Annotated in this window: 14 protein-coding genes; 9 read left to right on the forward strand and 5 right to left on the reverse strand. The window is 71.2% G+C overall.

The genetic code is table 11. The features are described from left to right. Nucleotides 1-33 precede the first annotated feature (33 nt). From ACX80W_RS05775 to ACX80W_RS05785, 3 genes are all read left to right on the forward strand, one after another. A complete protein-coding gene (locus ACX80W_RS05775; RefSeq protein ID WP_459281258.1) occupies nt 34-1,359 on the forward strand; it encodes an MFS transporter in 1,326 nt (441 codons plus the stop codon). 112 nt (nt 1,360-1,471) lie between these two features. Then, the gene (locus ACX80W_RS05780) at nt 1,472-2,800 is read left to right on the forward strand and encodes an MFS transporter (RefSeq protein WP_459281260.1); all 1,329 of its coding nucleotides are present in this window, start codon (nt 1,472-1,474) and stop codon (nt 2,798-2,800) included. Between the two features lie 136 nt (nt 2,801-2,936). Further along, on the forward strand, nt 2,937-3,098 hold the full coding sequence (locus tag ACX80W_RS05785) for a hypothetical protein (protein ID WP_459281262.1): 162 nt from the start codon (nt 2,937-2,939) through the stop codon (nt 3,096-3,098). A gap of 137 nt (nt 3,099-3,235) precedes the next feature. Here ACX80W_RS05785 and ACX80W_RS05790 read toward each other — a convergent pair whose 3' ends face one another. The 5 genes from ACX80W_RS05790 to ACX80W_RS05810 all read right to left on the reverse strand — a co-directional run bounded on the left by ACX80W_RS05790 (nt 3,236) and on the right by ACX80W_RS05810 (nt 7,606). Further along, nucleotides 3,236-4,210 carry a serine/threonine-protein kinase gene (locus ACX80W_RS05790; RefSeq protein WP_459281264.1) on the reverse strand — a complete coding sequence of 325 codons (975 nt, stop codon included), beginning with the start codon at nt 4,208-4,210 and terminating at the stop codon, nt 3,236-3,238. Between the two features lie 177 nt (nt 4,211-4,387). Beyond that, the gene (locus ACX80W_RS05795; RefSeq protein WP_459281266.1) at nt 4,388-5,188 is read right to left on the reverse strand and encodes an alpha/beta fold hydrolase; all 801 of its coding nucleotides are present in this window, start codon (nt 5,186-5,188) and stop codon (nt 4,388-4,390) included. A gap of 46 nt (nt 5,189-5,234) precedes the next feature. Continuing rightward, complete coding sequence (locus tag ACX80W_RS05800; protein ID WP_459281268.1) at nt 5,235-5,564, reverse strand: biotin/lipoyl-containing protein; 330 nt, start codon at nt 5,562-5,564, stop codon at nt 5,235-5,237. After that, nucleotides 5,557-6,591, reverse strand: coding sequence for an alpha-ketoacid dehydrogenase subunit beta (locus tag ACX80W_RS05805; RefSeq protein WP_459281270.1), 1,035 nt, complete (start codon nt 6,589-6,591; stop codon nt 5,557-5,559). Before ACX80W_RS05805 ends, ACX80W_RS05800 begins: the two co-directional genes overlap by 8 nt. After that, nucleotides 6,584-7,606: a thiamine pyrophosphate-dependent enzyme gene (locus ACX80W_RS05810; RefSeq protein ID WP_459281271.1), complete on the reverse strand. Its 1,023-nt coding sequence runs from the start codon at nt 7,604-7,606 to the stop codon at nt 6,584-6,586. Before ACX80W_RS05810 ends, ACX80W_RS05805 begins: the two co-directional genes overlap by 8 nt. Nucleotides 7,607-7,854: 248 nt before the next feature. Between ACX80W_RS05810 and ACX80W_RS05815 the strand changes: the two genes are divergently transcribed. From ACX80W_RS05815 to ACX80W_RS05840, 6 genes are all read left to right on the forward strand, one after another. Next, entirely contained in the window at nt 7,855-8,343 is a 489-nt protein-coding gene (locus ACX80W_RS05815; protein WP_459281273.1) for an Lrp/AsnC family transcriptional regulator, read from the forward strand. Between the two features lie 69 nt (nt 8,344-8,412). Continuing rightward, nucleotides 8,413-9,120 carry an NUDIX hydrolase gene (locus ACX80W_RS05820; protein WP_459281275.1) on the forward strand — a complete coding sequence of 236 codons (708 nt, stop codon included), beginning with the start codon at nt 8,413-8,415 and terminating at the stop codon, nt 9,118-9,120. Beyond that, nucleotides 9,117-10,403 carry a quinolinate synthase NadA gene (gene nadA, locus ACX80W_RS05825; RefSeq protein ID WP_459281277.1) on the forward strand — a complete coding sequence of 429 codons (1,287 nt, stop codon included), beginning with the start codon at nt 9,117-9,119 and terminating at the stop codon, nt 10,401-10,403. Before ACX80W_RS05820 ends, nadA begins: the two co-directional genes overlap by 4 nt. Beyond that, nucleotides 10,400-12,046: an L-aspartate oxidase gene (gene nadB, locus ACX80W_RS05830; RefSeq protein ID WP_459281279.1), complete on the forward strand. Its 1,647-nt coding sequence runs from the start codon at nt 10,400-10,402 to the stop codon at nt 12,044-12,046. The genes nadA and nadB overlap by 4 nt, the downstream gene beginning before the upstream one ends. Then, nucleotides 12,043-12,999, forward strand: a complete 957-nt coding sequence (gene nadC / locus ACX80W_RS05835; RefSeq protein WP_459281281.1) for a carboxylating nicotinate-nucleotide diphosphorylase — start codon at nt 12,043-12,045, stop codon at nt 12,997-12,999. The genes nadB and nadC overlap by 4 nt, the downstream gene beginning before the upstream one ends. After that, nucleotides 12,996-14,168, forward strand: coding sequence for a cysteine desulfurase family protein (locus ACX80W_RS05840; RefSeq protein ID WP_459281283.1), 1,173 nt, complete (start codon nt 12,996-12,998; stop codon nt 14,166-14,168). Before nadC ends, ACX80W_RS05840 begins: the two co-directional genes overlap by 4 nt. Nucleotides 14,169-14,186: the final 18 nt, after the last annotated feature.

The raw sequence follows: 14,186 nt of genomic DNA on the forward strand, positions 1-14,186 counted from the left end.
GGACGATGCGCGCTTCGAAGTACCCGGATTACGATGAACTCAACCCCTGGTTTCAGCCCCGCTGCTGAACGTTTCCCCGCCGCCCCCGATTCCCAGCCCCGCAGCAGGTTCGGCCGCCTCCCGCAGCTGGCGGGCACCTCCTTCCTCTCAGTGGGCTTCCTCGCCCGCCTTCCCCTTGCCATGCTGACCGTCGGTGCGCTGACCATCGTCACCTCCGCCAGCGGATCCTACGCGCTGGGAGGGTTCGCGGCCGGTGCCGTCGGCATCGGCTCCGCCCTCGGTGCGCCGCTGCTCGGTTTCCTGGCGGACCGCTTCGGCCAGCGGGGGGTCCTGCTGCCGGCAGCCGTCCTCAACACCGTTGCCATCGCGGCCCTTGTGGTGCTCGCACTGACTCCCACCGGACCTGCCGCCGCGGCCGCGGGCCCGGTTCTGGCCGCTGCGTTCCTCACCGGCTTCACTTCCCCGCAGATCGGCCCGCTGGCGCGTGTGCGCTGGGTCGCAATGACCCGCAGACCCGCCGACCTCGACACGGCCATGTCCTACGAAAGCACCGCCGATGAGCTGACCTTCGTGCTCGGACCGGCGCTCGTCGGCCTCCTCGCGAGCCTGGTGGCCCCCTGGCTTCCGCTGACCGTCGCCGCGGTCCTGACCCTCGTCATGGTGAGCGCCTTCGCACTCCACCCGACCGGCCGCCTCGTGGGGTCCTCCCGCGGGCGCTCGGAGGAGCAGCCGGCCGGATCGGCGCTGACGGGCCGCCGTGTCCGGCTGCTGATCTCCCTCCCGGTGCTCGGCATGGTGGCCATGGGCACCTTCTTCGGGTCGACCCAGACCGCGCTGACGGCCTTCGCGGGACAGTTCGACGCCGCCTCGGCGGCGGGGCTGCTCTACGCCGTAATGGGACTGAGCTCGGCGGGCGCGGCCCTTTCGGTGGCCTTCTGGCCCGCCGCCTTCAAGCACTCCTGGCGCTGGATCGCCGCAGCGGCTGCGATGGCCGGGCTTGCCGCGCTGCTCTTCCTGCCGTCGAGCATCCCGCAGATGGTGGTCGTGCTGTTCCTGCTCGGCATCCCGGTCGGGCCCACGATGGTCTCGATCTTCAGCATCGGATCCATCGTGGCGCCCCGGCGCCTGCTGGGCACCGTCATGACCCTGCTCGCCAGCGGCATCGTCGCAGGCTCCGCCCTCGGGTCGTCCGTCGCCGGTTCCCTTGCGGAGGGCGCGGGAGCCGGGGCCGCCTTCGCGGTGCCGGTGCTGTCCGCGGCGGCGCTCCTCGTCCTGGGCTTTGCCGGCGCGGCCGGACTCCGCGCCCACGACCGGTCCTTGGCCGCCTCCGTAGCCGCCTCCGCCGTCCGCGGTTCCTGACCCGCGGAAACGAATCCGCAGGACCTCCCCCATTCGGGGGAGGTCCTGCGTATGATGTGGATCACATGACCGAACGTTCTGTCGGTAATGTTTTCCGTCCCTGGGAGTGACAATGACGTCTTTCACCGCTGCGGAGGCCACGGGCCACCGCACCTCACGCGAGGAGCGCCGGGTTCTGGCCGGAACCCTCGTAGGAACCACCATCGAGTGGTACGACTTCTTCATCTTCGCCCAGCTCACCGCCACGGTCCTGGGCGCGCTGTTCCTCACTCCGCTTCGGGAGTCCAACCCGGGGCTGGCCCAGGTCCTGGCGTTTTCCCTGATCGGCATCAGCTTCCTGTTCCGCCCCCTCGGCGCGATCGTCGCCGGCCACCTCGGCGACCGCATCGGCCGGAAGTCGGTCCTCGTCTTCACCCTCGTCCTGATGGGCGCGGCGACGGCGCTCATCGGGCTCCTTCCCACCTACGCGTCGATCGGCGTCTGGGCGCCGGTCCTGCTGATCCTCCTGCGCATCGTCCAGGGGTTCTCGGCCGGCGGCGAATGGGGCGGCGCGGCCCTGATGTCGGTCGAGCACGCCCCGGTCGGCAAGCGCGGGCTGTTCGGCGCCTACCCGCAGATCGGGGTTCCGATCGGCATGATCCTGGCGACCGGCACCCTGCTGCTGCTGCGCACCGCCATCCCGGAGGACCAGTTCCTCGAATGGGGCTGGCGCGTGCCGTTCCTGCTGTCGGTGGTGCTGATCATCGTCGGCTACCTGATCCGGCGCGCCGTCAGCGAGAGCCCCGTCTTCAAGGAGATGCTGGCCCGCAAGGGCGAGAGCAAGGCGCCGCTGCGCCAGCTGTTCCGGAAGAACACCCGCGAGGTACTGCTCGCCGCCGTCATCTTCATCGGCAACAACGCCGCGGGCTACCTCGTCATCGCGTTCTTCATCTCCTACGCCACCACGGCCCTGGAGATGCCCGTGGTGCCGGTGCTGCTGGCGACCACGCTGGCCTCCTTCGGGTGGCTGATCTTCACCATGGTCGGCGGGTGGCTGTCGGACCGGATCGGGCGCGTCCGGACCTTCCAGATCGGCTATGCGCTGGTCTTCGTCTGGATGCTGCCGATGTTCCTGCTCGTGGACACCGCCAACATCTTCCTCTACGGGCTCGGCCTGTTCGTCCTCACCATCGGCCTCGGCCTTTCCTATGGGCCGATGTCGGCGATGTACGCCGAGATGTTCCCCGCCAACGTGCGCTACTCCGGGATCTCCATCGGGTACGCGCTGGGGGCGATCCTGGGCGGTGCGTTCGCCGCCATGGTCGCCCAGCTGCTGCTTGAGACCTATCAGTGGTCCGGGGCCGTGGCGATCTACATCATGGTCCTGTGCGCCATCTCCTTCGTCGGGGTCACCCTGGCCAGGGAAACCCGCGGCGCGCCCCTTGGGGTATCGCAGCACTAAGCCCCCGGGCCATACAGGAAAAGGCCGGAAGGCCCAGGAAAACCAGCCTGGGCCTTTCGGCCTTTTGCGTTTCCATCGGGGCCCATAGGATCGATGGCAGGAACACCGCAATCAACACCGACATCGGAGGCTGAAAATGACCGAGACGCCGAACGGCCGCGGGCAGGACGACGGAGCGGGCCCCGAAGGAACAATCCCCGACAGCGCCGACGGCATCGGTGCAACGACGCTGGACGAACCGTCGAACTTCGAGCCCGAAGAGGACGACGTCGACACCGAAAGCGGCGAACCCCGCTAGGCAGGGCGAACCCCCGCAAGGCGGGTGGGGAGCCGGCCTGGCCCAGCCGCGGAGTCGACGTCGACACCGAAAGCGGCGAACCCCGCTGGGCGGGGCGGGAGTGTGCATGTTTAGGCGGGGCGGGCCCGGGAGCCGGCCTAGCCCAGCCGCGGAGCGTGTGACGGCGGGGCGGGAATGTGGATGTTCCCGGTGGTGATGCCGCCGGTCGAGGCGCCGTCGCCGTCGTCGGAGCTGCCGGAAACGGCCGCGGCGACCGCCGGGGGCGTCCCGATGCCCGAGAAGCCCACGCCCTCATCGGACTGGCCCCGCAGGAGCAGGGCGACCTCGTGGGCGTCCGGGCGGTCGGCGGGGTTGCGGGCGGTCATGCGGGAGAGCAGGCCGGCCCAGTCGCCGCCCAGCCATTCGGGCACTTCGGGGTCGCGGAGCAGCCGGGCCAGGGCGGCCTCGACCACCGGCCCGGGGAAGGCTTTTTCCCCGGTAAGGCACTCGAGGAGGACCAAACCCAGGGAGTAGATGTCGCTGTGTTCATCGATCTCGCCCGACTCGGCCTGCTCGGGGCTGAGGTAGTTCGCCGTGCCAATGGTGGCACCGACCGCCGTGGCCATCGTGGCGTCGACCATGCGCGCGATCCCGAAGTCGGTGAGCTTCGGGTAGAGCCGCGTGTCGTTCTCACCCGAGTGGAACATCAGGATGTTCGCCGGCTTCACGTCGCGGTGCACCACCCCGTGGGAGTGGATGTAGGCGAGGGCATCGGCGAGGTCGGCTCCGACCTGGGCGACGGCGGCGGGCGCCAGGGGGCCCTTCTTCAGCAGCCTGCGCAGGTCCTCGCCGTCCACGAGCTCCATGACCAGGAAGCCGGTGGTGCGTCCGTCCTCGTCCTGGTGCAGCCCGGCGTCGTGCAGGGTCACCAGGCCGGGATGGTTCAGGGTGGAGAGCAGCAGCGTTTCGGTGTGCTGCCGGCGGTAGTCGTCGTCGTCGGCGGTGGTGGGATTGAACACCTTCACTGCGACCTCACGCTGCAGGTTCCGGTCGAGCGCCCTGTAGACGGAGGCGGCGCCGCCGACGCCCAACAGGTCGGTGGTCTGGTACCGCTCGGCTAGGAGCACATCCATGGGTGTTCTCCCGGGAAGATGAAAGGTGGAGGTGGAGCAGGGCCGCACAGGAAAGGTAAGTGTGCTGACGACTTTTCCGATTGTATCCTGTGCCAACGGATTTTTCGCCCAAGGCGCCGGTCCTTTTACCGAAACATTATGCCTCCCGGTACCCCGGCGGGCACCGGCCGACGGGGATCAGGCGGACAGGAAGGCGACGGCGGCGGCCTTGAAGGCACGGGAGGTCACGGCGTTCGCGTGGGTGCGCGCGGGCAGCTGCAGGAACTCCGCGTGCGGGGCGAGGTCCACGAGTTCCCGGGCCGTCGCGGCGAGCCCGTCGTTCTCACCGGCCACGAGCAGCAGCGGCATCCGCGGCACGGCCTCGGCGGGGGTGAACGGTTCATCCTTGACCGCCTCCACCATCGTCAGCAGGGCGAACACATCGTTCGTCGGGACGAGGCGCGCCATGCGCATCAGTTCGGCCGTCCGGGGATCCTCGATCGGCGTCCCCTCGGCCAGCAGCTGCTGTGCCGCGGGCAGGTCGAATTCCGCCAGCGGGTCGCCGCTGCCCGGGCCGCCGAGCACCATGCGGTGCACCAGTTCGGGCTGGGTGGCACCGAACTCCCAGGCGAGGCGGGAGCCCAGGGAATACCCGATGATGTCGACGCCGCTCGTGGGAATCCCCTCGCGCAGGGGCACCACGTGGTGGTCCTGGAGGACCTGGAGGATGTCGGCGCGGATGCGGCTGGGGGAGTAGGAGTCGCGCGCCTCCGGGGCGGCGCTGGCGCCGTGTCCGGGAAGGTCGACGGTGAGGACGGCCCGCCCGGCCTCGGTGAGGTAGCGGATCCAGCCCGTATCGACCCAGTTCAGCTTCGTCGAGGAGGCGAACCCGTGAAGGAGCAGCACCGGGCGCAGTCCGGCGTCCGCGACGGGCGGGTGCAGCGCCACGCTCAGCTGCGGATCCGAGCCCTCCACCAGGTGGTCGCGGTGCCGTCCCATGTCTTTCCTCTCCTGCCGTTCCGGATCCCGCACAGCGGGGAGGTGCCTAGTCGTCATCGAGCACGGCGCTGAGCCGCACGCGCCGGGCCGGGGCCTTCTCGACGGGCACGGTTCCCACAATGCCGGCCGTGTCATCCGGCACTTCGAACACGATGAGCGGATCACCCACGGCGATCACCGATCCGGCGCCGCCGTGGACCTTCACGACTGTACCGGCCTGGGGGGAGGGCAGTTCGACGGCGGACTTGCTGGTTTCCACCTCGACGAGGGGCTGGTTCCGCTCGACCTGGTCGCCCTCGGCGACGAGCCACTCGAGGATCGTCGCCTCGATGAGGCCCTCGCCGAGGTCCGGCAGGGGAAATGACAGTTCAGCCACGGCGGTGCTCCAATACGCGTTGGATGCCAAAGAGGATCCGGTCAATGTTGGGAATGTACTCATCCTCAAGGTCGCCCGACGGATAGGGAACATCGAATCCCGTCACCCGCTCCACCGGTGCCTTGAGGGTATTGAAGCACCTTTCCGTCACGAGGGCGGCGATTTCCGCCCCGAGCCCGCTGCTGCGCGGCGCCTCATGGACGACGACGGCGCGCCGGGTGCGGGAGACCGATTCGGCAAGGCCGTCGGCGTCGACCGGACTGAGCCAGCGCAGGTCGAGCACCTCCACCTCGATGCCGTCCTCGGCGGCCAGTTCGGCGACCTGCAGGCAGCGGGCAACCATGGCACCCCAGGCGATCAGGGTGAGGTGGCGGCCCGGGCGGGCGATGCGCGCACCCTCGAGCGGGCCGGCGTCGGCCGGGTCCACCGGGCCCTTCTGCCAGTACCGGGACTTGGGCTCCATAAAGATCACCGGATCGGGCATCGAGCCGGCCCGGCGCATCAGGTGGTAGGCCTGGTGCGGGTCCGCGGGGGAGACGACCTTCAGGCCCGGGACGTGGACGAAGAGGCTCTCGAGGCTCTCGCCGTGGAGTTCAGGTGCGCGGATTCCGCCGAAGCTGGGAACGCGCAGGGTGATCGGCATGGGCAGGGTTCCGCGGCTGCGGTAGTTCATCCGGCCGATTTGGGACACGATCTGGTTGACGGCCGGGTAGGCGAAGCCGTCGAACTGCACCTCGGGGATCGGGTGGAACCCCGCCATCGCCAGGCCGACGGACATGCCGAGGATGCCCGATTCGGCCAGGGGCGTGTCGAAGACGCGTCCGGCGCCGAACCGGGCCTGCAGGCCGTCGGTGATGCGGAAGACCCCGCCGAGCCGGCCGACGTCCTCGCCGAAGATCAGGGCCTTGGGATTGTCCTCGAGGACCTCCCCGAGCGCACGGTTCAGTGCGGCCTGCATCGAGAGCGTCAGCGCTGCGGGTGCGGCCCCCACGGCCGGGGACAGAGGGTTCGACAGGGTCTCAGACATGCTCGGATTCCGTCCTCCAGGCCGCGGCCTGGGCTTTCAGTGCGGCGGTGGGCTCCTGGAAGACGAAGTCGAACATCTCGCTTCCCGGGCGGGGGGCAAGGCCCTCAAGGCCCTGCCGGACGCGGTCGGCCTCCTCCTCCCCAGCGGCCCGGGCCGCGGCGAAGAAGGAATCGGGGGTGCCGAAGCGGGTGCGCAGCTGCGCCTCGCACGCCGCCAGCGGATCGGAGCGGCGTGCCGCCTGCTCCTCGTCGAGGGTGCGGTAACGGCCGGGGTCGTCGCTTGTCGAGTGCGGGCCGAGCCGGTAGGTCAGGGCCTCGATGAGGATCGGACCGCCGCCGTTCCTGCAGTGCGCCAGGGCCGAGCGCGTCGCCTCGAGCACCGCCGTGACGTCGTTGCCGTCGACGCTGAGCGAGGGCATGCCGTAACCGGCCGCCCGGGCCGCGACGGAGCCGCCCGCCACCTGGCGTTCGGTGGGCACCGAGATCGCCCAGCCGTTGTTCTGGACAAAGAAAATGACGGGTGCCTTCATCACGGCCGCGAAGTTCATCGCCTCATGCACGTCGCCCTGGGAACTTGCGCCGTCGCCGAAGTAGCTCAATGCCACGTTGTAGCCGTCGGCGCCGGGGCCGGCCAGGGTCTGCCCGTGCGCCCAGCCGACGGCGTGGAGCACCGATCCACCGACCACGGCCTGGATCGGGGCGAAATGGGTGGCGGCGGGGTCGTAGAGACCGCCGTGCCAGGTGGCCTTGTGGGTGGCCATGTATTGAACCATGTCCACGCCGACGGCGCGGGCGACGCCGAGTTCACGGTAGGTGGGGAAGACGAAGTCCCGCGTGGGATCCACGGCGTACCCGCTGCCCACCTGGGCCGCCTCCTGCCCGAGCAGGGGGGCGTAGCCGGGGATGATGCCCTGGCGCTGCCAGCGGACCGCGGCGGTGTCGAGCTGCCGGACGGCAGCGAGGAGCCGGTAGAGCTCCTCGAGCTCGTTCGGGTCCGCAGGTGTCGGAGATTCCATGGTGCGTCCTTGCGTAGGTGGCCTGGGGCGACGGTATCCGCACCCGGAGCCCTGCGCAATCTGCCGGGTCGGTCCTCCGCAGATTGCCGTACCGGATCCCCGAATAGCGCAGCCGACTGTACAGGTTGCTCGGTCGTACGGCTATTGTCTGTACAAACGGGCGTCCGTCGCACGGGGGTGTCCGCCCACCGCGCTGCACGGTGCAGGGTGGCGACGGCAGGGCACGGTGTGTCCGGAGGAAGGATCCAGTGGAGATCGACGGGCTTGATTCACGCATTGTTGAGCTGTTCACCGACAACCCCCGGATGTCGGTGCTTGAGGCATCGCGCGTGCTCGGGGTGGCCCGGGCGACGGTGTCGGCGCGGCTGGAGCGGATGCAGCGCAACGGGGTGATCACCGGCTGGGGGCCGCGCATCGATCCGGCGCCGCTGGGGTACGGCGTCACCGCCTTCTGTTCGCTGATCATCCACCAGGACTCGGGCCATGACGCCGTGGCCCGGGCGCTCGCGGAGATCCCGGAGATCCAGGAACTGCACACCGTGTCGGGGGAGAGCGACCTGCTGGCGAGGGTGACTGCCCGCTCCAATGCCGACCTGCAGCGCGTCATCGACGCCATCATCGCCACCCGGACGGTGATCCGCTCCTCCAGCGTCATCGTCCTCAACTCCCACTTCGAGGGGCGGACCCTTCCCCTGATGCGCGCCGCCGCCAGCCGAGACCCCGCCGGGAGCCTCTGACACCTGTTATAGTCATAGTGACTTTAACCCGGGTTGCGGCGGCGGCCCACCTTTGAAGGCGGTGCAGGGATGGGCTTCAATTCGGCCAACGTCACCGAACGCGACCGGCTGTCCCCGGCACTGGCGATCTCGACGGTGATCTTCGCGCTGCGCTCCGACGGCGGCCGGAAGGCCCTCTGGATGCCGCTGGTGCGCCGGATCCGTGAGCCGCACCTGGGCAAGTGGGCGCTGCCCGGCGGGCCGCTGACGGGACGGGAATCCCTCCAGGACGCCGCGGCGCGGAACCTGAATGAGACCACGGGCCTGGCTCCGCGGTACCTGGAGCAGCTCTACGCCTTCGGCGGGCTCGACCGCGCCGCCACGCAGCGGCTGGTGTCCATCGTGTACTGGGCCCTGGTCCAACCCGGGGAGGCCGACCTCGCCCGCGAATCGGAGAACGTCCGGTGGTTCCCGGCCGACGACCTCCCGGACCTCGCCTTCGACCACAACTCGATCGTCGAGTACGCCCTCTGGCGGCTGCGCAACAAGATGGAGTACGGCCCGATCGCCTTCTCCTTCCTCGGCGAGTCCTTCACCCTGGCCCAGGTGCGCGGGGTCTACGAAGCGGTCATGGGCAGGGAACTCGACCCGGCCAACTTCCGCCGCCACCTCCGGGCCACCCCGGACATCGTCCCCACGGACACCTTCCAGCAGGGCGGCCGGCACCGCCCGCCCCGCCTCTACCGCTACACCGGCCCCGCCTCGCCCGATTCCGGCTTCCCCAGGAGAACCCCATGACCTCTGTCAACACCGCGATCCAGCTCATCACCCGGGCTGAGGCACAGGCCGCGCCGGCCGCAGGGGGAACCTGCTCACCGGCGCTCGCCGAGGGCCCGTGGGTGTTCGACACGCCGGTTCCGGCCTACGGCCCGGGCGCCTCGATGGCCGACCCCGCGCCCGCCGCGACCCCCCGCCAGGGCGAACTGCCCGAGGAGTACCGCCTGGCCGGCGACGACGAACTCGAGCGGCGCATCACCGCGGCGAAGGAGGCCCTGGGGGACAGGGTGGTCCTGCTGGGGCACTTCTACCAGCGCGACGAGGTCATCCGGCACGCCGACTTCGTCGGGGACAGCTTCCAGCTCGCCCGCGCGGCGACCCAGCGCGGGGACGCCGAGGCGATCGTCTTCTGCGGCGTCCACTTCATGGCCGAAACCGCCGACCTGCTTTCCCGGCCGGACCAGGCGGTGATCCTGCCCAATCTCGCCGCGGGCTGCTCGATGGCGGATATGGCCGACATCGATTCGGTGACCGACTGCTGGGAGCAGCTCGCCGAGGCGTTCGGCACCGAACCCGACGCCGACGGGAAGGTCCCGGTCCTTCCCGTCACCTACATGAACTCCTCCGCGGCGCTCAAGGGATTCTGCGGGGAGAACGGCGGAATCGTCTGCACCTCCTCCAATGCCGCCGCGGTGCTCGAATGGGCCTTCGAGCGGGCGCAGCGGGTGCTGTTCTTCCCCGACCAGCACCTGGGCCGCAACACCGCCAAGGCGATGGGCGTCCCGCTCGAGCGGATGCCGCTGTGGAACCCGCGCAAGGACCTCGGCGGCCTCGGGGATCAGGAACTTCGAGACTCCCGGGTGATCCTGTGGAACGGTTTCTGCTCGGTCCACAAGCGCTTCAGCGTGGCCCAGATCGAGAAAGCCCGGGCGGAGCACCCGGGCGTGCGCGTCATCGTCCACCCCGAGTGCCCGATGCCCGTGGTGGACGCCGCGGACGAGGCCGGCTCAACCGACTACATCCGCAAGGCGATCGCCGCCGCCGCGCCCGGCAGCACCTTCGCCGTCGGCACCGAGGTCAACCTGGTCAACCGCCTCGCCGCCGAACACCCCGAACACACGATCTTCTGCCTCGACCCGGTGATCTGCCCCTGCTCAACGATGTACCGGATCCACCCCGGGTACCTCGCCTGGGTGCTCGAGGGTCTGCTCGAAGGGGAGGTGCGCAACCGGATCACCGTGCCGGCCGGAACCGCCGGTCCCGCCCGCACCGCCCTGCAACGCATGCTCGCGGTCCGGCCATGACCCCGGCCCCGGCCGCCCACCCGGACGCCCCGCGCCGGGTCGTCGTCGTGGGCGGCGGGATCGCAGGCCTGGCCACCGTGCTCAGGATCCGCCGGAGCCTCCCGGGGGCGCAGCTGACGCTGATCACGAAGGCTGCCCTCGAGGAAAGCAACACCTGGTACGCCCAGGGCGGTATGGCTGCAGTCCTCCCGGGGGCGGAGGGCACCGGGGCCACCGGACGCGCGCAGGCCGGCACCGGGGGTGCCGGCGCGGACAGCGTCGCCGCGCACATCGCCGACACCCTGGCAGCCGGCGCGGGCCTCGCCGACCCGGACGTGGTCGGGCTGCTGTGTGCCGGTGCGCAGGCCCAGGTCGACTGGCTGGGGTCCTTGGGGTTCCGCTTCGACAGCGCCGCCGGAGTCCTCTCGAGCGGGCGGGAGGCCGCCCACAGCGCGGCAAGGATCCTCCACGCCGGAGGAGACGCGACGGGCCGCGCCCTGGCCGGGGCCCTGATCCGCGCCGTGCGCGCCGACCCACAGGTGAGGATCCTCGAGTCCACCTTCGTCACGGAGCTGCTGCGTTCGGGACCCGCCGGGGGCCGGGTGATCTCGGGCGTGCTCACCCGCTCCGCCACCGGCGTGCCCCCGGTCCAGGAGATCCCCGCCGACGCCGTCGTGCTCGCCACCGGCGGAGCAGGCATGCTCTACGAGCACACGACGAACCCGTCGGTTGCCACCGCGGACGGCGTGGCCCTGGCCTGGCGGGCGGGGGCGGTGGTGGCCGACGTCGAATTCTTCCAGTTCCACCCCACGGCGCTCGCTGTGCCCGGCAGCCCACTCATCTCCGAGGCGGTGCGGGGTGAAGGCGCCGTCCTCCTCGACGCCGCGGGAACCCGCTTCCTGCCGGCCTACCACCCCGACGGCGAGCTCGCCCCGCGCGACGCCGTCTCCCGGAGCATCGCCGCGCACCTCGCGGCACGGGGCGAGCCGTGCGTCTACCTCGACGCGACCGGCCTGGGCCGCGCGTTCCTCGCCCGGCGTTTCCCCTCCCTGACCTCCCTGACCGCCCGCCACGGCCTGGACTGGGCGTCCGAACCGATCCCGGTGGTACCCGCGGCGCACTACTGGATGGGAGGGATCCGCACCGACACCTCGGGCCGGACCTCCCTCCCGGGCCTGTATGCGGTGGGTGAGGCCGCCTGCACGCGGGTCCACGGCGCCAACCGGCTCGCCTCGAACTCGCTCCTCGAAGCACTCGTGTTCGCCGAACGCGCAGCGGCGGCCCTTGCGGCGCCGGCGCCGCCGTGGCCCCGGTTCCCGGCACGCGGGGTGGACCTCGTGCACCCCGGCGCCGGCGAGCCCTTCGACCGGGCGCAGCTGCAGCGCCTGATGACCGGGCACGCCGGCGTCGTCCGGGACGGGGCCGGACTCGAACTGGCCGCGAAGCAGCTGGCCGCCTTCGCGCCCGCCGCCGACACCGTGGAGGAGCTGGAAACGGCGAACCTCCTGCTGTGCGCGCGGCTGCTCGTCCAGGCCGCCGCGGCCCGCCGCGAGAGCCGGGGCGCCCACTACCGCACGGACTTCCCGTCGGCCGATCCGCAGGCAGTTCCCGGGAGCGCGGCGTACGTCCGCGCCTCCACCTCCGAGGAAGGATTTCCGCTATGACCCCACCGGCAGCAGCCTCCGCCCCGCCCGCCGCGGTGATCGACGCGGTGATCGCCGCCGCGCTCGCCGAGGACGCCCCCTGGGGCGACCTCACCTGCCAAAGCCTGATCGCGCCGGAGGCCCAGGCACGGGCTGCGGTCACGGCCCGGGAGGCGGGGGTCTTCTGCGGGGCGCAGGTCATCGAATCCGCTCTGCGGCTGGCCGATCCGCGCATCACCGTGGAGCGCGCAGTGGAGGACGGTACCCGGTTCGCCCCGGGCACGGTGCTCGCGGTCCTCAGCGGTCCCGCCGCGGGAATCCTCGCCGCCGAGCGCACCGCGCTGAACCTCGCCCAGCGACTGAGCGGCATCGCCACCCTCACCGCGCGGTATGTCGAGGCGGTCCGCGGGACCGGGGCGCGGATCGTGGACACCCGCAAGACCACCCCGGGGCTGCGTGCCCTGGAGAAATACGCGGTGCGCTGCGGGGGAGGGGCCAACCACCGCTTCAGCCTCTCCGACGCTGTGCTGGTGAAGGACAACCACCTCGCGCTGCTGTCGGTCGACGGCCCGGACGCGCTCACCCGCGCCCTCGCGGACGCCAGGGGCCGGCTGCCCCACACCGTGCACTTCGAGGTGGAGGTGGACCGGCTCGACCAGATCGAACCGGTGCTCGCTGCGGGCGTCGACACGATCATGCTCGACAACTTCTCCCTGCCCGACCTCGCCGAAGGGGTCCGCCGCATCGCAGGACGCGCCCTTGTGGAGGCCAGCGGCAACGTCACCCTGGACACCGTCGCCGCGATCGCCGCGACCGGGGTGGACCTGATCTCCTCGGGGGCCCTCACCCACAGCGTCCGCAGCCTCGACCTCGGACTCGACTTCCAGCCCGCCGTCACGGCGGACACCGGAACCGGCGGTGCCAGGCCGGCGGCGGCTGCCGGGACCCCGGCGCAGGTGGACCTGCGGCCATGATCTACCTCGATGCCGCCGCCACCACCGCCGTGCGGCGGGAGGTGCTTGAGGCGATGTGGCCGGTGCTGACGGCCGACTTCGGCAACCCCTCGAGCCACCACACGGTGGGGGAGGCCGCCGCGGCCGCCCTCGCGTCGGCGCGGGAAACGGTCGCCGCGGTGCTGAACTGCCGCCCGGCGGAGGTGGTCTTCACCTCCGGGGGAACCGAGGCCAACAACCTCGCGCTGAAGGGCATCGCCCTCGCGGCCCCCCGTGGGCGGCACATCGTCACCAGCGCCGTCGAGCACGCCGCCGTGCACGGCCCGCTGTCCTACCTCGAGCGGTTCCACGGTTTCCGGATCACCGTGCTGCCGGTGGACGGGGCCGGCATGGTGGATCCGGGGGAGCTCCGGGCCGCCCTGACGGAGCAGACCACCCTGTGCAGCATTATGTACGCCAACAACGAGGTCGGCACCGTGCAGGACGTCGGCGGACTCGCGGCGATCTGCCGGAGCCGCGGCGTCTATTTCCATACCGACGCCGTGCAGGCCGCGGGGTGGCTTCCCCTCGACGTCCAGGGCCTCGGCGTCGACGCGCTGGGCATCTCGGGCCACAAGCTGGGGGCACCCAAGGGATCCGGTGTGCTCTACCTCCGCCGGAGGGTTCCGGTGGAGCCGGTGGTCCACGGCGGAGGCCAGGAGCGCGGCCGCCGGTCGGGCACCGAAAACGTCGCGGGCGCCGTCGGGGTGGCGGCGGCCCTGGCGACAGCGCGGGAGGGCATCCGGGATGCCGCGGCGCAATCAGCCCGGCTGCGGGACCGGCTCATCGCACAGGTCCTGGCCGGGGTGCCGGGCGCTGTCCTGACCGGACACCCCGAGCGGCGGCTGCCCAACCTCGCCTCCTTCTGCTTCCCGGGCCTCAGCGGCGAATCGGTCCTGCTGGAACTGGAGCGCCTCGGCGTGGTGGCGTCCTCCGGTTCGGCCTGCGCGGCCGGGTCGGACGAGCCCTCCGCCGTCCTGCTCGCCCTAGGCCTCGACGCCGACACAGCCACCAGCGCGCTGCGCCTGTCCTGGACGCGGGAGGCGACCGCGGAGGACCTGGCGGCGGCGGCCGCATCGGTGGCCGACGCCGCCGCACGGGTCCGGGCCCCGCACGCCCGGCACCCGGACGGCGCCTGGATGGCGGGCTGAAACGAACGCCGGAGGGAT

The sequence above is a fragment of the Arthrobacter melezitosi genome (assembly GCF_054511055.1).